Source organism: Agathobaculum ammoniilyticum, assembly GCF_025567315.1.
Classification (GTDB): domain Bacteria; phylum Bacillota; class Clostridia; order Oscillospirales; family Butyricicoccaceae; genus Agathobaculum; species Agathobaculum ammoniilyticum.
Genome location: NZ_JAOQJE010000014.1, coordinates 40,980 through 59,654, shown reverse-complemented (window position 1 = coordinate 59,654; position 18,675 = coordinate 40,980). Strand labels below are relative to the sequence as shown.

The following is an 18,675-nucleotide window of genomic DNA, read 5'->3' as shown; positions in this document are numbered from 1 at the left end:
TAAAGGAGATCAAAAAATGACAAAGTATGTTTGCAAGATCTGCGGTTATATATATGACCCCGCCGAGGGCGATCCGGATAACGGCGTTGCGCCGGGTACCGCGTTCGCGGACCTGCCGGAGGACTGGGTATGCCCGCTGTGCGCGGTCGGCAAGGATGAATTTGAGCCGGCATAAGCGGACGGGCGCGGAAACGGGCCGCTTCGGCGGTCCGTTTGTAAATAGATTGAAAATTGCGGCCTCTGTCACTTGTTTTGGCAGGGGCCGCTTGTTATACTATGCTTAATCAAGCGTTGGAGAGTGAGCGGGCGTATGACGGCCGAGGTATTTTTTGACCTTTTCCACCAGTACGGGTTGATCCTGATCTGTGCGGTAATCTTTTGCGAATATATGAATCTGCCCGGCTTTCCAGCGGGGGTAATCATGCCATCCATCGGGGTGCTGATCGCGCAGAGCGAGTTGTCTCTGGTGCTGACGATCGTGCTGAGCGTGGTGTTCGGCCTCCTCGGCAGCTTGGTGATTTACGGCCTGTGCTATTGGGGTGGCGAGCCGATCATGGAAAAGCTGTTCGGCAAAAGCGAGAAATTCCGCTCCTTCGTCAAAAGATGCCATGCGTATATTGACGCGCAGCATGGACGCGGCCTGGCGTTCTGCCGTATCATTCCGGTTTTGCGCACCATTGTTTCCATTCCGGCGGGGTTGATTCGGATGCCGGTCAAGTGGTTTGTCGGCTGGTCCGCAATCGGCATCGCGGCGTGGAACACCGTGCTGATCTCGTTCGGCTATTTCTTTAGCGAAAAAATATTATCCATGCTGTAAAAACTCCCGAAAGGGGGTTTTTGTTTTGTCACCACTTTGCAATTTGCATTTAGTGGGGGCTTGTGATAAAATATACTGCGTCAAATTATGCGCAGTGGGGGAGAGACATGCAAATCGGTTCTGTTATGCTCGCCGGGCGCCTGGTCCTGGCGCCGATGGCCGGAGTGACCGACCGCGCATTCCGGCAAATCTGTCGGGAACACGGCGCGGCGCTTACCGTGACCGAGATGGTTTCCACCAAGGCGCTTTGCTATCAGGATAAGAAAACGCCTGCGCTTTTGTCGCTGGCGGCAGACGAGCATCCGGCCGCGGCGCAGATATTCGGGCATGAGCCGGAAACCATGGCCGAGGGCGCGCGGATTGCGCGCGCGGTGTCCGGCTGCGATATCATCGATATCAATATGGGCTGCCCCGCGCCCAAGATCGCAAACAACGGGGACGGGGCTGCGCTCATGCGCGACCCCGCGCTGGCGGCGCGCGTAATCGAAGCGGTCGTCAGCGCGGTCGATGTGCCGGTCACGGTCAAGTTCCGCAAGGGATGGGACGAGAAGAGCGTGTGCTGCGTGGACTTTGCCCGCATGGCCGAGCGGTGTGGCGCGGCGGCGGTCACGGTACACGGGCGAACGCGCGCGCAGCAGTACAGCGGCACGGCGGATTGGGACGCGATCCGCGCGGTTCGGGAGGCGGTTTCCATACCGGTCATCGCCAACGGTGATGTGGCCGAGCCGCAGGATGCGGTCCGCATCCTGCGGCATACCGGCGCGGATATGGTGATGATCGGCCGCGGCGCATTGGGCGACCCGTGGCTTTTCGAGCGCGCGAACGCGCTGCTGGAAACCGGCGTCTGCCCGCCGCTGCCTCCGTTTGCGGAGCGGATCGATACTGCGGTGCGGCAGATCGAGCTGGCGGCGGAGCAAAAGGGGGAGCGCGTCGCCATGCTGGAGGCGCGCCGCCATGTAAACTGCTATCTAAAACGGCAGAGCGGGCTCAAGGCCTTCAAAACACGCATTTGCGCGCTGGAACGGCTGGAAGAGCTTTATCCGCTGGCCGAGGAGCTCAAGCGCGCTGTGCAGGCGTGACGGGGCCTGACATCAGGAAGGGGGCGGGAGCCCATGGACGAAAAACATTTGCTGGCGAGAGCGCGCCGCGGCGAGGTGGCGGCGTTTGAAGAACTGGTGCGGCTGTATGAAAAGCGCGTTTACGCGGTCGCCCTGCGTTCGGCCGGCTCGCCGGAGGACGCGGCGGACATCGTGCAGGAGGTGTTCCTGCGCGCGTGGCGGTCGATCGAGTCCTTTCGGGGGGACAGCGGGTTTTCCACCTGGCTGTTCCGGATCACGATGAACCTGTGCGTCGATTTTGCGCGACACAAGCATGCGCAGCCGCAGACCCAGCCGCTTGTGGGAGAGGACGACGCGGAGCGCCCGATACCGGATACCGCCCCCACGCCGGAGGAGCATCTGGAGAACAGCGAGCTTGGGCGCGAGCTGGCCGCCGCGTTGGACGAAGTGAGCGGCGAGCATCGCCAGATCGTATTGCTGCGCGATGTATCCGGCTTGAGCTACACCGAGATCGCAGAGGTGCTGGAGATCAGCGAGGGAACGGTCAAGTCGCGCCTGTCGCGCGCGCGGCTTGCGCTGCGCACGGTTTTGCTGCGGCGGGGGAACCTTTTGCCGTCTACCGCGTCTAATGAATCGAAAGGAGGCGGGGACGCATGAGCGATAAGGAATATTATGAGCAGCTCTGCTCAAACAGCATTGACGGTACGCTGACTGATTCCGAACGGGAAAAGCTGGAGGCGCATCTGGCGGAATGTCCCTCGTGCGCCGCGCTGAAACAGGATTTGGAGCAGATGCACGCGCTGTTTTCGACCGAAGCGGCGCTTCCGGACGGGCTGCACGAAAAGATTATGCAGTGTGTGGAGCAGGAGGCGAAGTTGCGGGTCGTGCAGCCGGAAAAGCCGGCGCGCAGGCTGCCGGTATTCACTATGGTCGCGGCAGCGGCGGTCGTCGTGCTGGCGGTTCTGGGCGGCGGCGTGGGACAGGTGTTCGGCATGGTGAACATGGGCGCGGGCGTCAGCGCCTCGAACGCCTCCACGGCGGCAGGCGCTACGGAGGGCTTGGACATGAACGGCGGCGTGCGTGCGGCCGTAGAGGATGCTGCGGACCAGGCGGCGCTGGCGAAGGAGGAGAAGGCGGCGGATGCGTCGGCAGACGCCGGCGAAGCGCCGCCAGCGGAACCGGCGGCGCCGGAATCGTACAGCGTTCCGGAAAGCGGAGCGGAGAATCCGGCCGGAGAGGACGGCGGGGACCATGCGGACACGGCCGTGCCGGCTGGCGGCGGCGCGGTCGAGCCGCGGGATTCGGGGCCGGCGGTGATGCAGGCCGGCGGTGAGACGGAAGCATTTTCGTTGCCGGAAGCGTTGAGCGGCGTAAGTGTGGCGCACTGCTATCTGGCAAGCGGCACGGGCGAGCTGCCGGACATAGGCGGGGAACTGCTCTCCACGGATGAAACGGTATCTTATTTCCTGCTGGACAACAGCATGGCTACGATCCAAGACACCTTTAAGGCGCTGGAGGAAGCGGGCTTTGAAGTTTCCGCGTACGAAGGGCTGGGGCTGACGCTGGACAGCAAAGCGGAAAGCTGGCTCCTGATCGTGACCGTCGGATAAGGCGGCTGCGGAAAAGGGGGGATACGGAAAAATGGCGGTGCGGCCGCCATTTTTTTGTGCCTGCGGCCGCAGGGAATTAAATTTTGGAGGCTTTCACAAAAAAATTGCAGAAATTTTGTTCAAACGCTTGACTTTGGGAAATGCTTGTAGTAATCTATAAAGGCACCTGCAAAAGCAGGTAAAACGCGATGATGCCGGAGATTGCTGCCCTGTGCAGGTAACTTCGGCGGAGTAGGTCCGACAATCGGGCGGTTGAGATAACTGCTATCAGCCGAGAGGACAGAGTGCCTCCAGGCAAAAACGCAATGTTCCTGCGTAAATTCGGGACTTGCGGCGCGTGAGCCGCAAAGCCGATGGCCTGAACCACTTACGTTTCTTATTGTGACCGGATCGTTACACTATCAGTGCGCCCCGGTTATTTTCATGCCCGACCGTGATACGCACGGCGGGGTTGCAGTTTCTCTCCGTAGCGAGTCAAAACATTATTTAATGTATGGCACACATACGAGGAGGAAAACCAAAATGGCAAACGCACAGAAGATCCGCATTCGTCTCAAGGCGTACGACCACGAGTTGATCGACCAGTCCGCGGAGAAGATCATCGAGACCGCCAAGCGCAACGGCGCGAAGGTCTCCGGCCCGATCCCGCTGCCGACCGAGAAGCAGATCGTCACCATCCTGCGCGCGGTACACAAGTACAAGGATTCCCGCGAGCAGTTCGAGCGCCGCACCCACAAGCGCCTGATTGACATCATCAACCCGAATCAGGCCACCATCGAGGCGCTGACCACCCTCGACCTGCCGGCGGGCGTGGAGTTTGAGGTCAAACTCTAAACCCCTATAGGGGGCTTCAAAAGCCCCCTATATACGAAGGTCGGTTCCGGAAGAAACCGATCTTCGTTACCCGAATGACGCCGTCCAGGGCGGCTGGGTCGGGGTGTAAAAAGTCCGGCAAAGCTGGACTTTTTACGGGAAACCGCATGGCGGTTTCATCTTATGATTCCTTTTGTCAACAGGCAGACGGACTAACCCAACCGGCTGCTTGAAGCCCTGCCGCGATACGCGCGGCGAGGTCATGTTGGCGGCCAAATGCCGTCAACCAATAACCTTTAAGGAGGAAAAACACTATGCTGCAGAAAGCAATCATCGGCAAGAAGGTCGGCATGACCCAGATCTTCAACGCTGACGGCAAGGTCATCCCCTGCACGGTGATCGAGGCGGGCCCCTGCGTCGTCACCCAGCTCAAGACCGAGGAAAAGGACGGCTATAACGCGGTTCAGTTCGGTTTTGAGGATATCAAGGAGCGCAAGCTCAACAAGCCGGAGAAAGGCCACCTGAAGAAGGCGGGCGAGTCTCTGAAGAAGTATCTCAAGGAGTTCCGCTTCGCGGACTGCTCCACTTTCCAGCTTGGCGATGTGGTCAAGGCCGACATGTTCGTGGAAGGCGACTACGTCGACGTGACCGGCACTTCCAAGGGTAAGGGCTACGCAGGCGTTATCAAGCGCTTTAACGCGGGCCGCTCCCCGATGAGCCACGGCGCCGGCCCGATGCACCGTCATCAGGGTTCGATGGGCGCGTGTTCCGACCCGTCCAAGATCATGAAGGGCAAAATGATGCCCGGCCACTTGGGTGCCGAGCAGGTCACTGTTCAGAACCTGGACGTTGTCAAGGTTGACGCGGAGCTTAACCTGATCGCCGTTTGCGGCGCGGTTCCGGGTCCCAAGGGCGGCATCGTAGTGCTCAAGAACACCGTCAAGAATAACAAGGTTGCCAAGGGCGAGGCTGGCATCAGCAAGAACCCGCAAAAGGCTTCCGCGAGAAAGTAAGGGAAGGAGGAGCAACGAATGCCTACAGTAGCAGTTTTTGATATGACCGGCAAGAAGACCGGCGAGATGGAGCTTAACGAGGCCGTATTCGGCATCGAGCCCAACATGGCGGTTGTACACGCAGCGGTCAAGAATTACCTGGCCAACCAGCGCCAGGGTACGCAGTCCACGCTGACCCGCGCTGAGGTCCGCGGCGGCGGCATCAAGCCGTGGCGCCAGAAGGGCACCGGCCGCGCGCGTCAGGGCTCGATCCGCTCTCCGCAGTGGACGCACGGCGGTATCGCGCTCGGTCCCAAGCCGCGTTCCTACAATTACAGCCTGACCAAGAAGACCAAGCGCCTGGCCATGCTCTCCGCCCTGTCCGCCAAGGCGGCTGCCGGCGAGATCATTGTGATCGACGGACTGGATATGGGCGAGATCAAGACCAAGAGCTTCGCGGGCTTCCTCAAGTCTGTCGAGGCTACCGGCAAGAGCCTGGTCGTCACCCCCGAGGTCCGCACGAACGTCGTCAAGTCCGCGGCCAACATCCCGGGCGTCCGCACGACGATCGCGTCCACCCTCAACGTATATGAAATCCTCAACGCCGACAAGTTCATCATCGACAAGGCGGCTGTCGAGAAGCTCCAGGAGGTGTACGCATAATGAAGTTCGCTTACGACATTATCAAGAAGCCGGTTATCACCGAGCGTTCGATGGAAGGCCTGCAGGACAACAAGTACACCTTTGAGGTCGCTGCCGACGCAGGAAAGATTGAGATCAAAAAGGCCGTAGAGCAGATCTTCGGCGTCAAGGTCATGAAGGTCAACACCATTAAGCTGCCGGGCAAGTGGAAGCGCATGGGCGTCCACGTCGGTAAGCGTCCGGACGTCAAGAAGGCGGTCGTCACCCTGACCCCTGACTCCAAGAAGATTGAGATCTTCGAGAACATGATGTAAAAGCGTATAGGAGGGACTCCGTCCCCCTTATATATGTAAAAAGTTTCGAAGAAACTTTTCACGATACTCCCTCTCGTCTGCACAGCGGACGAGGACGCGCCGCCGCGGCGCGATGAAATGACGCGGACATGGTTCGCGTGTGTATGGGGATGCCACCCCGATAAGATACAGAGTTATTAAGGAGTTGAAAATCCAAATGGCTATCAAGACTTTCAACCCGACGACGCCCTCACGCAGAAATATGACTGTGCTGTCCTACAAGGGCCTGTCCAAGGTGAAGCCCGAGAAGAGCCTTCTCGAAAAGGTCAAGAAGACCGCCGGCCGCAACAGCTATGGCCGCATCACCGTCCGCCACATCGGCGGCGGCAACAAGAAAAAGTACCGCATCATTGACTTCAAGCGCCAGAAGCTGGATATGCCGGCGACCGTCATGACGCTTGAGTACGACCCGAACCGCTCGGCCAATATCGCGCTCGTCCAGTATGAGGATGGCGAAAAGGCCTATATCCTCGCGCCGGACGGCCTCTCGATCGGCGACAAGGTCGTTTCCTCCAAGGATGCCGACATCAAGCCCGGCAACTGCCTGCCGGTTGAGTTCATTCCGGTCGGTACCATGATCCACAACATCGAGCTGTATCCTGGCAAGGGCGCGCAGCTGGTCCGTTCCGCTGGCGTTGGCGCGCAGCTGATGGCGAAGGAGAATGGCAAGGCGATGGTCCGTCTGCCCTCTGGCGAGCTGCGCTACGTCCGCCTCGAGTGCAAGGCGACGATCGGCGTTGTGGGCAACTCCGACCATGCCAACGTGCAGATCGGCAAGGCCGGCCGCACCCGCCACATGGGCATCCGCCCGACCGTCCGCGGTTCTGTTATGAACCCGTGCGATCACCCGCACGGCGGCGGCGAGGGTAAGAGCCCGATCGGCCGTCCGTCTCCGGTTACCCCGTGGGGCAAGCCGGCGATGGGCTACAAGACCCGCAAGAAGAACCACCGCACGGATAAGCAGATCGTGCGTCGTCGTAACGGCAAGTAAGAAAGGAGTTAACGTAATATGGGCAGAAGTGTCAAGAAAGGCCCTTTTGTGGCTCCTGAGCTTATCAAAAGAGTCGTTGAAATGAATGAAAAGGGCGAGAAGAAGGTCCTCAAGACTTGGTCCCGCGCTTCCACGATCTTCCCCGAGTTCGTCGGCCACACCTTCGCGGTGCATGACGGCCGCAAGCATGTTCCGGTGTATGTCACCGAGGACATGGTTGGTCACAAGCTGGGCGAGTTTGCTCCCACCCGTACCTACAAGGGTCACGCGGGCAGCAAGACCTCCAATAACGGCAAGTAAGGAGGAGTTAAGGAAACATGGAAGCAAGAGCTATTGTACGCAACGTGCGCATGACCCCGCGTAAGGTCAAGCTGATCTGCGACCTGATCCGCGGCAAGGATGCGGGCGAGGCGATGGCCATTATCATGAATACCCCCAAGGCGGCCTGCGAGCCGATGGAGAAGCTCCTCAAGAGCGCGGTTGCCAACGCGGAGAACAACCATCACATGAACACCGACAAGCTGTACGTCAAGGAAGTACACGTCGGTCCCGGCCCGATCATGAAGCGCGTGATGCCGCGCGCCCAGGGCCGTGCGTTCAGAATCCTCAAGAGAACCTCGCACATCACGCTGGTTCTTGGCGAGAAAGAATAAGGGAGGGTAATCAATGGGCCAGAAAGTAAATCCGAACGGTCTCCGTGTCGGCGTTATCAAGAATTGGGATTCCCGTTGGTTCGCTAAGGACAATGTGTTCGGCGACCTCCTCGTGGAAGACTACAACATTCGTAAGGAACTGAAGAAGCGTCTGTACGACGCAGGCGTTCCGGCGATCGAAATCGAGCGTAAGAACGACGAGATCAAAATCATGATCCAGTGCGCGCGTCCCGGCATGGTTGTCGGCCGCGGTGGCGAGGATATCAAGAAGCTCGAGGAAGAGCTGACCCGCAAGTACGGCAAGAAGGTCCGCTGCTCGATCATCGAGATCAAGAATCCGGACACCAACGCGACCCTGGTCGCGGAGAACATCGCCGCGCAGCTTGAGAAGCGCATTGGCTTCCGCCGCGCGATGAAGCAGTCCATGGGCCGTGCGATGCGCATGGGCGCCAAGGGTATCAAGGTTTCCTGCGGCGGCCGTCTGGGCGGCGCGGAAATCGCCCGCACCGAGCACTATCATGAAGGCACCATCCCGCTGCAGACCCTGCGCGCGGATATCGACTATGGCTTTGCCGAGGCCGCGACCACCTATGGCCGCATCGGCGTAAAGGTTTGGATCTACAAGGGCGAGGTCCTCCACGGCGGTCCGCGTTTGGGCCGTTCGATCGAGGCTCCCAAGCCCGCTTTCGAGCGCCGCGAGCGTCGCGGTGGCCGTGACGACCGCCGTGGCGGCCGCCGCGACTTCAACCGTGGTAACGGCGAGCGCCGCGCGCCCCGCCAGGAAGGAGGCAACCGCTAATGCTGCTCCCCAAGAGAGTGAAATACCGTCGCGTGCATCGTGGCCGCCTCAAGGGCAAGGCCATGCGCGGCAACTTTGTATCCAACGGTGAGTACGGCCTGCAGGCCACTGAGCCGTGCTGGATCACCTCGAACCAGATCGAGGCCGCCCGTATCGCCATGACCCGCTACACCAAGCGCGGCGGTCAGGTATGGATCAAGATTTTCCCCGACAAGCCCGTGACCGAGAAGCCGGCCGAGACCCGAATGGGTTCCGGTAAGGGTTCGCCCGAGTACTGGGTCGCTGTCGTCAAGCCCGGCCGCGTGCTGTTCGAGATCGCCGGCGTTTCCGAGGAAGTTGCCCGCGAAGCGCTGCGTCTGGCCAGCCACAAGCTGCCGTGCAAGACCAAGTTCGTTGCCCGTGAGACCAAGAATGGCGGTGAAGCATGATGAAGGCATCTGAGATCAGAGAACTGACGGCCGAGGAGCTCGCCGCAAAGCTTGGCGACCTGAAGAAGGACCTCTTCAACCTCCGTCTTCAGCTCGCTACCAACCAGTTGGACAATACCAACAAGATCACCGAGGTCAAGCGCGACATTGCGCGCGTCAACACCGTAATCCGTGAGAAGCAGCTCGCGGAGAAGGCGTAAAGGGAGGGAAACGAATTGAGCGAAAGAGCATTACGCAAAACGCGAGTCGGCAAGGTCGTTTCCGACAAGATGGACAAGACCATTGTCGTCGCGATCGAGGATCGCGTAGCGCATCCTCTGTATAAGAAGGTTATTCCGCACACCTATAAGCTGAAGGCGCACGACGAGAACAACGAGTGCGGCATCGGCGACAAGGTAAAGGTGATGGAGACCCGCCCGCTGTCCAAGGATAAGCGCTGGCGCCTGGTCGAGATCATCGAGAAGGCAAAGTAAGGAGGAGAGCACATGGTTCAGCAGGAAACTTTTCTGCGCGCGGCTGACAACAGCGGCGCGAAGGAACTGAAGGTAATCCGTGTTCTCGGCGGCTCCGCACGCAAGTACGGCAATATCGGTGACGTGGTCGTCTGCTCGGTGCGTAAATGCACTCCGGGCGGCGGCGTGAAGAAGGGCGACGTGGTCAAAGCTGTGATCGTCCGCACCGTAAAGGGCCTGCGCCGCGCGGATGGCAGCTACATCCGCTTTGACGAGAACGCCGGCGTTATCATCCGTGACGATAAAAACCCCCGCGGCACCCGTATCTTCGGGCCTGTCGCGCGTGAGCTGCGTGACAAGGACTATATGAAGATCCTGTCGCTTGCTCCGGAAGTACTGTAAGGAGGTCGCCAACAAATGAATAATTTGCATGTAAAGACGGGCGACACCGCAGTCGTTCTTTCCGGCAAGGAAAAGGGCAAGCGCGGCAAGGTCCTGTCCGTAAACCCGAAGAAGGGGATGGTCGTGATCGAGGGTGTGAACATGATCAAGTGCCACACCAAGCCCCGCCGCCAGGGCGAGACCGGCGGTATCATCGAGCGCGAGGGCGCGCTGCGTGCCTGCAAGGTCATGCGCGTGTGTCCGAAGTGCAACAAGCCGACCCGTGTTGCGCACAAGTTTGCCGAGAACGGCGCGAAGCTGACGGTGTGCAAGCACTGTGGCGAGACGCTGTAAGAAGAGGAGGTTGCAATAAATGGTTCCGAATATGAAAGCGAAGTATACTGCGGACGTTGCGCCTGCTCTGATGAAGAAGTTCCAGTACAAGAGCACGATGCAGATCCCGACGATCGACAAGGTCGTCGTCAACGTCGGCTGCGGCAAGGAGGCCAACGGTAACGCCAAGGTCATCGAGTCCGTTGTTCGCGACATCGCTGCGATCACCGGCCAGAAGCCGGTCGTGACTCACGCCAAGAAGTCGGTCGCGAATTTCAAGCTCCGCGAGGGCATGCCGGTAGGCGTCAAGGTCACCCTGCGCCATGATCGTATGTGGGAGTTTTTGGATCGTCTGTTCAATGTTGCGCTGCCGCGCGTGCGCGACTTCCGCGGCATCAATGGCGACGCGTTCGACGGCCGCGGCAACTATGCCCTGGGCCTCAAGGAACAGCTGATCTTCCCGGAGATCTCCTACGACCAGATCGATAAGGTCCGCGGCATGGACATCGTTATCTGCACCACCGCGCAGACCGATGAAGAAGCGAAAGAGCTGCTCACGCTGATGGGCGCTCCGTTTGAGAAGTAAGGGAGGAGAATGATAAATGGCTAAGAAGTCGATGATCCTCAAGCAGCAGGCGAAGCCGAAGTTCTCTACCCGTGCTTACAACCGCTGCAAGATCTGCGGCCGCCCTCACGCGTACCTGCGTGATTTCGGCATCTGCCGTATCTGCTTCCGCGAGCTGGCCTACAAAGGCCAGATCCCGGGCGTGCGCAAGGCTTCCTGGTAAGCTTTGCGTCGATCAAAGGTTAGGCATATGCCCTGACTTTTGATGAAAACAGAAGCCTGCTTCTGTTTTCTATCCTAACTGCGCGCTTTCGCGCGAGAAGATTGCGAAAGCGGGCGCGCTATGCGCCCGCTTTTTTGCAGACTTTGCCGTATTTTGTCGGCAAAGACACTTTTATTGCGTTTTGACGGGAACGAAAGCCGAAAGTTTGATAAAAATATGCACTTTGTTGCTTGTCAGAACGTTCAAAAACATGCTATAATTAGTCGATAGCCCGCTCTGCGGGCTTATCGGCTGTTATAAAAAAACAGTTTCCCCGGCCGCTGTCTGTGGAAGGGCCACAGGCAGTGTAAAGAAAAGTGGGAGGCAAACAGGCCAATCAAGAGGGGACCCAACCCAGCCCCGCTCCGATTGCTGCACTACCCCCAAACTTCTTGAAAAGGAGAGCATTTATGCAGATCACTGATCCCATCGCGGATATGCTGACCCGTATCCGCAACGCCGGCAATGCTCGTCATGCCAGCGTGGACGTACCCGCGTCCAAAATGAAGAAGGCAATTGCCCAGATCCTGCTCGACGAAGGCTATATCAAGTCTTTTGAGACGCTCGAGGGCAACACGCAGGGCATCATCCGCATCACGCTCAAGTATGTGGACGGCCGCCAGAAGGCTATCTCCGGCCTTAAGCGCGTATCCAAGCCCGGCCTGCGTGTCTATGCCGGCGCACAGGAGCTTCCCAAGGTACTCCGCGGCCTCGGCATTGCCATCATTTCCACGTCGAGAGGCGTCATGACCGACAAAAAGGCCCGCGAGCTGAACGTCGGCGGCGAAGTTCTCGCATTTGTATGGTAAGGGGAGGTATAAAATATGTCTCGAATTGGTAGAATGCCGATTGCCATCCCGTCCGGTGTGGAGGTCAAGATCGACGGCCACGTCGTAACGGTGAAGGGCGCAAAGGCAACCCTTACCCGCGAAATCCATCCGAATATGAATGTTGCGGTGGAGGGAAATGAAATCCTCGTCACCCGTCCGAACGACGACAAGCAGAACCGCGCGCTGCACGGCCTGACCCGCAGCCTGATCCACAACATGGTGGTGGGCGTGACCGACGGCTTCAAAAAGGAGCTGAGCGTGCAGGGTGTTGGCTACCGTGTCGCCAAGCAGGGCAAGGATCTGGTTATGAACCTCGGCTACTCGCATCAGGTTACGATGAGCGAAACCGACGGTATCACGATCGACGTTCCGAACCCGAACACGATCATCATCTCCGGTCCTGACAAGCAGAAGGTCGGCCAGTTTGCTGCGGAAGTCCGCGAAAAGCGCCCGCCGGAGCCCTACAAGGGCAAGGGCATCCGCTACGCTGACGAGTATGTCCGCCGCAAGGAAGGCAAGACCGGCGCGAAGAAGAAGTAAGGAAAGGAGAGGCGAAAAATGGTTTCGAAGAAGGATTCCAACAAGGCGCGTCTGCAGCGCCACAAGCGCGTGCGCGCAAAGATCAGCGGCACGGCCGAGCGTCCGCGTCTGGACGTTTACCGTTCTGCCAAGAATATTTATGCACAGGTCATCGACGATGTCGCCGGTGTCACCTTAGTCTCCGCCTCGACTGCCGAGAAGGACTTCACCGAGTACGGCGGCAACAAGGAAGCGGCCAAGAAGATTGGCATGCTGGTTGCCGAGCGCTGCAAGGCCAAGGGTATTGAGAACGTCGTGTTCGACCGCGGCGGCTATCTGTACCACGGCCGCGTGAAGGAGCTCGCGGAGGGCGCCCGTGAGGGCGGCCTGCAGTTTTAAGTCGGGAGGAGGTAAAACATGGCTCAGTTTAATAGAAACGATAAGCGCGAGGACGAGTTCTCCGAGAACGTCGTAGCGCTCAACCGCGTTGCCAAGACCGTAAAGGGCGGCCGTATCTTCAAGTTTGCGGCGCTGGTCGTCGTTGGCGACGGCAAGGGTACGGTCGGCTTCGGCTTGGGCAAGGCATCCGAAGTTCCGGACGCGATCCGCAAGGGCATCGAGGACGCCAAGAAGAACCTCGTCAAGATTTCCCTGAAGGGTACCACCATCCCGCACGAGGTTATCGGCGAGTTCGGGGCGGGCCGCGTTCTGCTCAAGCCCGCTGCCCCCGGTACCGGCGTTATCGCCGGCGGCGCGGTCCGTGCGGTCGTTGAGGCTGCCGGCATCAAGGACATCCGTACCAAGTGCCTGCGCTCCAACAACCCGCAGAACGTCGTTACGGCGACGATGGAAGGCCTGAAGAGCCTGCGCGACGCTGCCCAGGTGGCGGCGGTTCGCGGCAAAGCCGTAGAAGAACTGTAAGAAAGGGGTAACTCACAATGGCTAACATGAAGATTACCCTGAAAAAGAGCCTGGTCGGCCGCTTGGATAAGCACATTGCGACCGCTCATTCTTTGGGGCTTAAGAAGATCAACGATGTAACCGTTCAGCCGGACAACGCGCAGACGCGCGGCAAGGTTAAGCAGATCGGTTACCTGCTCGAAGTTGTAGAGGAGGCGTAACCCATGAAGCTTCACGAATTATCGCCTGCCGCAGGTTCCGTAAAGCCCGCTTACCGCAAGGGCCGCGGCGCTGGTTCCGGCAACGGCAAGACCGCGGGCCGCGGTCACAAGGGCCAGTGGGCTCGTTCCGGCGGCGGCGTCCGCCCGGGCTTTGAAGGCGGCCAGATGCCTCTGGCGCGCCGCCTGCCGAAGCGTGGTTTCAACAATATTTTCGGCACCACCTACGCACCGGTCAATGTTTCCGCTCTGGAGAAGTTTGAAGATGGCACCGAGGTCACCGCAGAAGCGCTGCGCGAGGCCGGTATCGTCAAGAATGCTCTCGACGGCATCAAGATCCTTGGCAACGGTACGCTCACCAAGAAGCTGACGGTTAAGGCCGCGGCGTTCTCGGCGTCCGCAAAGGAGAAGATCGAAGCCGCAGGCGGAAAGGCCGAGGTGATTTAAGGTGTTTCAAACCCTTAAAAACGCCTGGAACATGCCGGAGCTGCGCAAGAAGATCCTGTATACGCTGTTTATCCTGCTGATCTTCCGCTTTGGCTCCTGCATCCCCGTGCCGTTCATCAACACCGAGCTGCTGGCGACCTACTTTGAGCAGTCGCAGGTGGCGGGGTCGATGCTCGGTTACCTTGATATGTTCACCGGCGGCGGTCTGTCCAACGCGACGATCTTCGCCATGTCCATCACGCCGTATATCAACGCGTCCATTATCCTGCAGCTGCTGACCGTTGCCATCCCCGCGCTTGAGCGTATGGTCAAGGAAGGCGGCGAGGAGGGACGCAAGAGGATCGCTTCCTGGACCCGCTATGTCGCGGTTGTCCTCGGCCTTCTGCAGGGCTTCTCCTACTATGCGCTGCTGCGCAGCAACGGATTCCTGTCCAACACGAGCGTCCTTGCCGCGGCCGCGATCATCCTGACGTTCACCGCGGGTACCGCGCTGATCATGTGGCTGGGCGAGCACATCACCCAGAACGGCATCGGCAACGGTATCTCGATCATCCTGTTTGCGGGCATCGTTTCCCGCGGCCCGTCGCTGATCCGGACGCTGTACAACCTGTTCAAGCAGGGCGGCGGCAGCATTATTTCCGCGTTGCTGATGATCGTCATCGGCTTGGCCGTTGTCGTGTTCATCGTGTTCATGTCCAACGCGGAGCGCCGCATTCCAGTGCAGTACGCTAAGCGCGTGGTCGGCCGCAAGATGTACGGCGGCCAGTCCACCCACCTGCCGATCAAGGTCAACGCGTCCGGCGTTATGCCGATCATTTTCGCGTCATCCATCCTGTCGCTGCCCCAGACCGTTTCGATGTTCTGGCAGCCGGCGGCCGGCACGGTCGGCTGGCATGTATTGAACCTGTTCTCGCAGTCCAACCCGTTCTATATTATTGTATACGGACTGCTGATCCTTGCGTTCGCGTATTTCTACGCTTCCATCCAGTTCAACCCGATCGAGATTTCCAACAACCTCAAGAAGAACGGCGGCTTCATTCCGGGCTTTCGTCCGGGCAAGCCGACGAGCGACTTTATCACCAAGGCGCTCGGCAAGGTTACCTTTGTGGGCGCGATCTTCCTGGGAATTGTTGCGATTCTGCCGTTGATCGTCGGCGCAATCTCCCCGAACCTCTCCAATGTGGCTCTGGGCGGCACGTCGGTCATCATCGTCGTCGGCGTTGCGCTTGATACCGTCAAGCAGCTGGAGGCACAGATGCTCATGCGCCACCACAAGGGCTTCTTGGAATAATGCTGGAGGCATACTGAAGTGAATCTGATTTTACTGGGCGCTCCGGGCGCCGGCAAAGGCACGCTTGCGTCCTATCTTGTGGAAAAGATGGGGGTGCCGAGCGTATCGACCGGCAATATTCTGCGCGAAGCGATCAAGAACAACACACCGCTCGGCCAGTCGGCCAAGCAGTTTATGGATGCAGGGCAGCTTGTACCGGACGGAGTCGTGATCGGCATGCTCAAGGAGCGCATTGCCGAGCCGGATTGTAAAAATGGCTTCATCCTGGACGGGTTCCCGCGCACCATCCCGCAGGCGGAGGCGCTGGATACGATCGCAACGATCGACTGCGCGCTTTCGCTGGAAGTGCCGGACGAGGTGATCGAGGGCCGTATGACCGGCCGCCGTGTCTGCCTCAAGTGCGGCGCGTCCTACCACATCAAGGCCAACCCGCCCAGACAGGCGGACACCTGCGATGTGTGCGGCGACAAGCTGCATATCCGCAAGGATGACAAGCCGGATGTGGTGCAGCACCGTTTGGCAACCTACCATGAGCAGACCGAGCCGCTCAAGGATTACTATGGTAAGCAGGGCAAGCTCAAAAGCATCGATGGTACGCAGGGTATCCGCCAGACGGAACAGATCGCCGTTCAGGCGTTGGGTCTGTAAGCTATGATCCATTTGAAGTCAGAAAAAGAGCTCGAACGGATGCGTGTCGCCGGCCGCATTACCGCGCTTGCGCGGAAAGCGGCGGCGGACGCGGTCCGTCCCGGCGTCACGACAGGCGAAATCGACCGGATCGTCCGCAAGACGATCGAGGACGCGGGCGCGAAGCCCTCGTTCCTCGGTTACGGCGGCTTTCCCAGCAGCGCCTGCGTATCGGTCAACGACGAGGTCATCCACGGCATCCCCTCAAAGCATCATGTGGTGCGGGAGGGGGATATCGTCAAAGTGGACGTTGGCGCCTATATTGGCGGCTACCACGGCGACTGCGCCTGCACCGTACCCTGCGGTGAGGTGTCCGAGGAGGCTAGGCGTCTGATCGAAGTGACCCGGCAGAGCTTCTATGAGGGTATCAAATTTGCCCGCGAGGGCTACCGCGTTTCCGATATCTCCGCAGCCGTGCAGGCCTATGTGGAGAAAAACGGCTTTTCGGTGGTGCGCGCTTACGTCGGCCACGGCGTAGGGGAGAACCTGCACGAATCACCCGAAGTACCGAATTTCGGCCATCCGGGCCATGGAATCCGGCTGCAGCGTGGTATGACTATCGCAGTGGAACCCATGGTCAATGTGGGTGTGTATGACGTCAAGGTCCTGCCGGACGGCTGGACCGTCAAAACCAGGGACGGGAAGCTGTCCGCCCACTATGAGAACACGATCGCCATTACGGATGGCGAGCCGGAGATACTAACCAGCATCGACGGTGAGGTGTTGTAATGGTGGAGGCCCACACAGCCGATATCGTGCTGTCGCTGACCGGCAGGGACAAGGGCAGGCTCATGCTTGTCATGGCGGAAGAGGGGGATTTTCTTCTGCTGGCAAACGGGCGCGCGCGCAGGGCGGAAAGTCCCAAGCGCAAGCGCCGCAAGCATGTGAGCTACCAGGGACCGAGTGACGGGCGTACGGCGCGCAAGCTGCTGGAGTCCGGCCGCCTGACCAACAGCGACATACGCAAGGCCCTTTCCCTTTGGACAGGGGACGAGGACGCAAATTGACCGAGGAGGGTAATACACATATATGGCAAAAGATGATGTAATCGAACTCGAAGGTACCGTCATAGAGGCGCTGCCTAACGCGATGTTTCAGGTGGAACTGCCCAACGGCCATAAGATACTGGCTCATATTTCAGGCAAGCTCCGCATGAACTTTATCCGCATTCTTCCCGGCGACAAGGTCACCGTTCAGATGTCGCCCTACGACCTGACCCGCGGTCGTATCACTTGGCGTTCCAAGTGACCCAAAAGCGGGCGGAGGCGCGTATGTGACCCGAGCGCCAGCGGTCGCCGGTTTTCCGGTGTCCCATCCCACCAAAATTTTTGATGGAGGTAAAATGTCATGAAGGTAAGACCATCTGTTAAGCCGATCTGCGAGAAGTGCAAGATCATCCGCCGCAAGGGCAAGGTCATGGTTATCTGCCAGAACCCGAAGCATAAGCAGAAGCAGGGCTAAAAATCTTATAGGGGACTTCAAAAGTCCCCTATATACGAAAACAAGTTCGGGAGAAACTTGTTTTCGATACCCGAGCAGCGCGGCCCAAGGCCGCTGGGTCGGGGAATCAAAAGCACGGGCGAAGCTCGCGCTTTTGATGAAAACGGCATGGCCGTTTTCTGATTGCATGCGCCGGACGGCGCGAATGTGTGAAGCGGTTTTTCTACCGTTTCCAGATAAATTGCCGCGCGTCATGGCGCGGGATGATGGTTTACGCGAACACGACAAGCACGCGCGGGCGCGCGGCGCTGCAGGGGCGGAGGCGGTCCCTACACTGTGTTTGCCAACACGCCTCAGTGTAAACAAATCGGAGGTTTTATAAAGTATGGCACGTATTGCCGGTGTTGACCTTCCCCGCGAGAAGCGCGTGGAGATCGGCCTGACCTACGTCTTCGGCATTGGCCGCAAGACGTCCAACGAAATCCTTGCCAAGACCGGTATCAATCCCGATACCCGCGTCAAGGACCTGACCGAAGAAGAAGCCGCCAAGCTGCGTGAAGTAATCGACCGCGACTACAACGTCGAGGGCGACCTGCGCCGCGAGATCGGCCTGAATATCAAGCGTTTGGTTGAAATCGGCTGCTACCGCGGCCTGCGCCACCGCCGCGGCCTGCCGGTACGCGGCCAGCGCACCAAGACCAACGCCCGTACCCGCAAGGGTCCCAAGAAGACCATTGCGAACAAGAAGAAGTAAGGAGGGGAACGTATAAATGGCTAAGGTACAGCAGAAAAAGGGCGCGGCGACCCGTACGCGCCGCCGCGAGCGCAAGAACATTGAAAAGGGCGCGGCTCACATCCGTTCCTCTTTCAACAACACCATCGTTACCATTACCGACCTGAACGGCAACGCAATTTCCTGGGCTTCCTCTGGCGAAATGGGCTTCCGCGGCTCGCGTAAGTCCACCCCGTTCGCCGCGCAGACCGCGGCTGAAACCGCCGCGGCCGCCGCGATGGAGCACGGCCTGAAGACGGTTGAGGTTTACGTTAAGGGACCGGGTTCCGGCCGCGAGGCTGCGATCCGCGCGCTGCAGGCCGCGGGGCTTGAGGTCACCATGATTAAGGACGTGACCCCGATCCCGCACAATGGCTGCCGTCCGCCCAAGCGCAGAAGAGTATAATAAGGAGGAAACCAAT

The 18,675-nt window shown here is 59.2% G+C and carries 34 protein-coding genes; all 34 read left to right on the top strand.

What is annotated here, in order from left to right:
• Window positions 1-16: 16 nt before the first annotated feature.
• The gene (rd, locus tag OCV66_RS13135; RefSeq protein WP_082396997.1) at window positions 17-175 is read left to right on the top strand and encodes a rubredoxin; all 159 of its coding nucleotides are present in this window, start codon (window positions 17-19) and stop codon (window positions 173-175) included.
• Between the two features lie 135 nt (window positions 176-310).
• Entirely contained in the window at window positions 311-817 is a 507-nt protein-coding gene (locus OCV66_RS13130; protein ID WP_054326978.1) for a DedA family protein, read from the top strand.
• A gap of 107 nt (window positions 818-924) precedes the next feature.
• Window positions 925-1,896 carry a tRNA dihydrouridine synthase DusB gene (gene dusB / locus OCV66_RS13125; RefSeq protein ID WP_147574497.1) on the top strand — a complete coding sequence of 324 codons (972 nt, stop codon included), beginning with the start codon at window positions 925-927 and terminating at the stop codon, window positions 1,894-1,896.
• A 33-nt stretch (window positions 1,897-1,929) separates the two neighbouring features.
• On the top strand, window positions 1,930-2,532 hold the full coding sequence (locus OCV66_RS13120) for an RNA polymerase sigma factor (protein ID WP_054326976.1): 603 nt from the start codon (window positions 1,930-1,932) through the stop codon (window positions 2,530-2,532).
• Window positions 2,529-3,485 (top strand): anti-sigma factor family protein, encoded by a 957-nt coding sequence (locus OCV66_RS13115; RefSeq protein WP_107631614.1) that lies wholly within the window; start codon window positions 2,529-2,531, stop codon window positions 3,483-3,485. The genes OCV66_RS13120 and OCV66_RS13115 overlap by 4 nt, the downstream gene beginning before the upstream one ends.
• Before the next feature lie 522 nt (window positions 3,486-4,007).
• On the top strand, window positions 4,008-4,319 hold the full coding sequence (gene rpsJ / locus OCV66_RS13110; protein WP_054326972.1) for a 30S ribosomal protein S10: 312 nt from the start codon (window positions 4,008-4,010) through the stop codon (window positions 4,317-4,319).
• A gap of 296 nt (window positions 4,320-4,615) precedes the next feature.
• A complete protein-coding gene (gene rplC, locus OCV66_RS13105) occupies window positions 4,616-5,311 on the top strand; it encodes a 50S ribosomal protein L3 (protein ID WP_054327053.1) in 696 nt (231 codons plus the stop codon).
• Window positions 5,312-5,329: 18 nt separating this feature from the next.
• Window positions 5,330-5,953 (top strand): 50S ribosomal protein L4, encoded by a 624-nt coding sequence (rplD, locus tag OCV66_RS13100; RefSeq protein WP_054326971.1) that lies wholly within the window; start codon window positions 5,330-5,332, stop codon window positions 5,951-5,953.
• On the top strand, window positions 5,953-6,246 hold the full coding sequence (rplW, locus tag OCV66_RS13095; protein ID WP_054326970.1) for a 50S ribosomal protein L23: 294 nt from the start codon (window positions 5,953-5,955) through the stop codon (window positions 6,244-6,246). Before rplD ends, rplW begins: the two co-directional genes overlap by 1 nt.
• 196 nt (window positions 6,247-6,442) lie before the next feature.
• Window positions 6,443-7,276, top strand: coding sequence for a 50S ribosomal protein L2 (rplB, locus tag OCV66_RS13090; protein ID WP_054326969.1), 834 nt, complete (start codon window positions 6,443-6,445; stop codon window positions 7,274-7,276).
• An 18-nt stretch (window positions 7,277-7,294) separates the two neighbouring features.
• The gene (gene rpsS, locus OCV66_RS13085; RefSeq protein ID WP_054326968.1) at window positions 7,295-7,576 is read left to right on the top strand and encodes a 30S ribosomal protein S19; all 282 of its coding nucleotides are present in this window, start codon (window positions 7,295-7,297) and stop codon (window positions 7,574-7,576) included.
• Window positions 7,577-7,593: 17 nt separating this feature from the next.
• Entirely contained in the window at window positions 7,594-7,929 is a 336-nt protein-coding gene (rplV, locus tag OCV66_RS13080; protein ID WP_054326967.1) for a 50S ribosomal protein L22, read from the top strand.
• 13 nt (window positions 7,930-7,942) lie between these two features.
• Window positions 7,943-8,728, top strand: coding sequence for a 30S ribosomal protein S3 (gene rpsC / locus OCV66_RS13075; protein WP_054326966.1), 786 nt, complete (start codon window positions 7,943-7,945; stop codon window positions 8,726-8,728).
• A complete protein-coding gene (gene rplP, locus OCV66_RS13070) occupies window positions 8,728-9,156 on the top strand; it encodes a 50S ribosomal protein L16 (protein ID WP_054326965.1) in 429 nt (142 codons plus the stop codon). Before rpsC ends, rplP begins: the two co-directional genes overlap by 1 nt.
• Window positions 9,156-9,356, top strand: a complete 201-nt coding sequence (gene rpmC, locus OCV66_RS13065; RefSeq protein WP_054326964.1) for a 50S ribosomal protein L29 — start codon at window positions 9,156-9,158, stop codon at window positions 9,354-9,356. Before rplP ends, rpmC begins: the two co-directional genes overlap by 1 nt.
• A 15-nt stretch (window positions 9,357-9,371) precedes the next feature.
• Complete coding sequence (rpsQ, locus tag OCV66_RS13060; RefSeq protein WP_054326963.1) at window positions 9,372-9,629, top strand: 30S ribosomal protein S17; 258 nt, start codon at window positions 9,372-9,374, stop codon at window positions 9,627-9,629.
• Window positions 9,630-9,641: 12 nt separating this feature from the next.
• The gene (gene rplN, locus OCV66_RS13055) at window positions 9,642-10,010 is read left to right on the top strand and encodes a 50S ribosomal protein L14 (protein ID WP_054326962.1); all 369 of its coding nucleotides are present in this window, start codon (window positions 9,642-9,644) and stop codon (window positions 10,008-10,010) included.
• Between the two features lie 15 nt (window positions 10,011-10,025).
• Window positions 10,026-10,343 (top strand): 50S ribosomal protein L24, encoded by a 318-nt coding sequence (gene rplX / locus OCV66_RS13050; RefSeq protein ID WP_054326961.1) that lies wholly within the window; start codon window positions 10,026-10,028, stop codon window positions 10,341-10,343.
• A 19-nt stretch (window positions 10,344-10,362) separates the two neighbouring features.
• Complete coding sequence (rplE, locus tag OCV66_RS13045; RefSeq protein WP_054326960.1) at window positions 10,363-10,908, top strand: 50S ribosomal protein L5; 546 nt, start codon at window positions 10,363-10,365, stop codon at window positions 10,906-10,908.
• A gap of 16 nt (window positions 10,909-10,924) precedes the next feature.
• Window positions 10,925-11,110: a type Z 30S ribosomal protein S14 gene (locus tag OCV66_RS13040; RefSeq protein ID WP_031475639.1), complete on the top strand. Its 186-nt coding sequence runs from the start codon at window positions 10,925-10,927 to the stop codon at window positions 11,108-11,110.
• Between the two features lie 449 nt (window positions 11,111-11,559).
• Window positions 11,560-11,958 (top strand): 30S ribosomal protein S8, encoded by a 399-nt coding sequence (gene rpsH / locus OCV66_RS13035; protein WP_054326959.1) that lies wholly within the window; start codon window positions 11,560-11,562, stop codon window positions 11,956-11,958.
• Window positions 11,959-11,973: 15 nt separating this feature from the next.
• Window positions 11,974-12,519, top strand: a complete 546-nt coding sequence (gene rplF / locus OCV66_RS13030; RefSeq protein WP_054326958.1) for a 50S ribosomal protein L6 — start codon at window positions 11,974-11,976, stop codon at window positions 12,517-12,519.
• Between the two features lie 18 nt (window positions 12,520-12,537).
• The gene (rplR, locus tag OCV66_RS13025) at window positions 12,538-12,897 is read left to right on the top strand and encodes a 50S ribosomal protein L18 (protein ID WP_054326957.1); all 360 of its coding nucleotides are present in this window, start codon (window positions 12,538-12,540) and stop codon (window positions 12,895-12,897) included.
• Between the two features lie 18 nt (window positions 12,898-12,915).
• A complete protein-coding gene (gene rpsE / locus OCV66_RS13020) occupies window positions 12,916-13,419 on the top strand; it encodes a 30S ribosomal protein S5 (protein WP_054326956.1) in 504 nt (167 codons plus the stop codon).
• 17 nt (window positions 13,420-13,436) lie between these two features.
• Window positions 13,437-13,619 carry a 50S ribosomal protein L30 gene (gene rpmD / locus OCV66_RS13015; protein WP_031472218.1) on the top strand — a complete coding sequence of 61 codons (183 nt, stop codon included), beginning with the start codon at window positions 13,437-13,439 and terminating at the stop codon, window positions 13,617-13,619.
• A gap of 3 nt (window positions 13,620-13,622) precedes the next feature.
• On the top strand, window positions 13,623-14,063 hold the full coding sequence (gene rplO / locus OCV66_RS13010; RefSeq protein WP_054326955.1) for a 50S ribosomal protein L15: 441 nt from the start codon (window positions 13,623-13,625) through the stop codon (window positions 14,061-14,063).
• Between the two features lies 1 nt (window position 14,064).
• Window positions 14,065-15,354 (top strand): preprotein translocase subunit SecY, encoded by a 1,290-nt coding sequence (secY, locus tag OCV66_RS13005; protein ID WP_054326954.1) that lies wholly within the window; start codon window positions 14,065-14,067, stop codon window positions 15,352-15,354.
• Window positions 15,355-15,372: 18 nt separating this feature from the next.
• A complete protein-coding gene (locus OCV66_RS13000; protein ID WP_054326953.1) occupies window positions 15,373-16,002 on the top strand; it encodes an adenylate kinase in 630 nt (209 codons plus the stop codon).
• Window positions 16,003-16,005: 3 nt separating this feature from the next.
• Window positions 16,006-16,770 (top strand): type I methionyl aminopeptidase, encoded by a 765-nt coding sequence (gene map / locus OCV66_RS12995; protein ID WP_054326952.1) that lies wholly within the window; start codon window positions 16,006-16,008, stop codon window positions 16,768-16,770.
• A complete protein-coding gene (locus OCV66_RS12990; RefSeq protein ID WP_054326951.1) occupies window positions 16,770-17,048 on the top strand; it encodes a KOW domain-containing RNA-binding protein in 279 nt (92 codons plus the stop codon). Before map ends, OCV66_RS12990 begins: the two co-directional genes overlap by 1 nt.
• 22 nt (window positions 17,049-17,070) lie before the next feature.
• On the top strand, window positions 17,071-17,289 hold the full coding sequence (infA, locus tag OCV66_RS12985) for a translation initiation factor IF-1 (RefSeq protein ID WP_016148769.1): 219 nt from the start codon (window positions 17,071-17,073) through the stop codon (window positions 17,287-17,289).
• 99 nt (window positions 17,290-17,388) lie between these two features.
• Window positions 17,389-17,502 (top strand): 50S ribosomal protein L36, encoded by a 114-nt coding sequence (rpmJ, locus tag OCV66_RS12980; protein WP_031472205.1) that lies wholly within the window; start codon window positions 17,389-17,391, stop codon window positions 17,500-17,502.
• 364 nt (window positions 17,503-17,866) lie between these two features.
• Window positions 17,867-18,235, top strand: a complete 369-nt coding sequence (gene rpsM, locus OCV66_RS12975) for a 30S ribosomal protein S13 (RefSeq protein ID WP_054326950.1) — start codon at window positions 17,867-17,869, stop codon at window positions 18,233-18,235.
• A 16-nt stretch (window positions 18,236-18,251) separates the two neighbouring features.
• A complete protein-coding gene (rpsK, locus tag OCV66_RS12970; protein WP_054326949.1) occupies window positions 18,252-18,659 on the top strand; it encodes a 30S ribosomal protein S11 in 408 nt (135 codons plus the stop codon).
• The last annotated feature ends 16 nt before the right edge of the window (window positions 18,660-18,675 follow it).

Bases quoted from the DNA above. Each gene is read 5' to 3' on its own strand.
- rplB (WP_054326969.1), top strand. From the start codon at position 6,443: ATGGCTATCAAGACTTTCAACCCGACGACGCCCTCACGCAGAAATATG.
- rpsH (WP_054326959.1), top strand. From the start codon at position 11,560: ATGCAGATCACTGATCCCATCGCGGATATGCTGACCCGTATCCGCAAC.
- rplV (WP_054326967.1), top strand. From the start codon at position 7,594: ATGGAAGCAAGAGCTATTGTACGCAACGTGCGCATGACCCCGCGTAAG.
- OCV66_RS13130 (WP_054326978.1), top strand. From the start codon at position 311: ATGACGGCCGAGGTATTTTTTGACCTTTTCCACCAGTACGGGTTGATC.
- rplW (WP_054326970.1), top strand. From the start codon at position 5,953: ATGAAGTTCGCTTACGACATTATCAAGAAGCCGGTTATCACCGAGCGT.
- rpmC (WP_054326964.1), top strand. From the start codon at position 9,156: ATGAAGGCATCTGAGATCAGAGAACTGACGGCCGAGGAGCTCGCCGCA.
- rplP (WP_054326965.1), top strand. From the start codon at position 8,728: ATGCTGCTCCCCAAGAGAGTGAAATACCGTCGCGTGCATCGTGGCCGC.
- OCV66_RS13040 (WP_031475639.1), top strand. From the start codon at position 10,925: ATGGCTAAGAAGTCGATGATCCTCAAGCAGCAGGCGAAGCCGAAGTTC.
- OCV66_RS13120 (WP_054326976.1), top strand. From the start codon at position 1,930: ATGGACGAAAAACATTTGCTGGCGAGAGCGCGCCGCGGCGAGGTGGCG.
- OCV66_RS13115 (WP_107631614.1), top strand. From the start codon at position 2,529: ATGAGCGATAAGGAATATTATGAGCAGCTCTGCTCAAACAGCATTGAC.
- rplF (WP_054326958.1), top strand. From the start codon at position 11,974: ATGTCTCGAATTGGTAGAATGCCGATTGCCATCCCGTCCGGTGTGGAG.
- rpsK (WP_054326949.1), top strand. From the start codon at position 18,252: ATGGCTAAGGTACAGCAGAAAAAGGGCGCGGCGACCCGTACGCGCCGC.
- dusB (WP_147574497.1), top strand. From the start codon at position 925: ATGCAAATCGGTTCTGTTATGCTCGCCGGGCGCCTGGTCCTGGCGCCG.
- rpmJ (WP_031472205.1), top strand. From the start codon at position 17,389: ATGAAGGTAAGACCATCTGTTAAGCCGATCTGCGAGAAGTGCAAGATC.
- rplX (WP_054326961.1), top strand. From the start codon at position 10,026: ATGAATAATTTGCATGTAAAGACGGGCGACACCGCAGTCGTTCTTTCC.
- rplO (WP_054326955.1), top strand. From the start codon at position 13,623: ATGAAGCTTCACGAATTATCGCCTGCCGCAGGTTCCGTAAAGCCCGCT.
- rpsS (WP_054326968.1), top strand. From the start codon at position 7,295: ATGGGCAGAAGTGTCAAGAAAGGCCCTTTTGTGGCTCCTGAGCTTATC.
- rpmD (WP_031472218.1), top strand. From the start codon at position 13,437: ATGGCTAACATGAAGATTACCCTGAAAAAGAGCCTGGTCGGCCGCTTG.
- rpsC (WP_054326966.1), top strand. From the start codon at position 7,943: ATGGGCCAGAAAGTAAATCCGAACGGTCTCCGTGTCGGCGTTATCAAG.
- rpsM (WP_054326950.1), top strand. From the start codon at position 17,867: ATGGCACGTATTGCCGGTGTTGACCTTCCCCGCGAGAAGCGCGTGGAG.
- rplR (WP_054326957.1), top strand. From the start codon at position 12,538: ATGGTTTCGAAGAAGGATTCCAACAAGGCGCGTCTGCAGCGCCACAAG.
- rpsJ (WP_054326972.1), top strand. From the start codon at position 4,008: ATGGCAAACGCACAGAAGATCCGCATTCGTCTCAAGGCGTACGACCAC.
- rplN (WP_054326962.1), top strand. From the start codon at position 9,642: ATGGTTCAGCAGGAAACTTTTCTGCGCGCGGCTGACAACAGCGGCGCG.
- rplE (WP_054326960.1), top strand. From the start codon at position 10,363: ATGGTTCCGAATATGAAAGCGAAGTATACTGCGGACGTTGCGCCTGCT.
- rpsE (WP_054326956.1), top strand. From the start codon at position 12,916: ATGGCTCAGTTTAATAGAAACGATAAGCGCGAGGACGAGTTCTCCGAG.
- infA (WP_016148769.1), top strand. From the start codon at position 17,071: ATGGCAAAAGATGATGTAATCGAACTCGAAGGTACCGTCATAGAGGCG.
- rplD (WP_054326971.1), top strand. From the start codon at position 5,330: ATGCCTACAGTAGCAGTTTTTGATATGACCGGCAAGAAGACCGGCGAG.
- map (WP_054326952.1), top strand. From the start codon at position 16,006: ATGATCCATTTGAAGTCAGAAAAAGAGCTCGAACGGATGCGTGTCGCC.
- rd (WP_082396997.1), top strand. From the start codon at position 17: ATGACAAAGTATGTTTGCAAGATCTGCGGTTATATATATGACCCCGCC.
- OCV66_RS12990 (WP_054326951.1), top strand. From the start codon at position 16,770: ATGGTGGAGGCCCACACAGCCGATATCGTGCTGTCGCTGACCGGCAGG.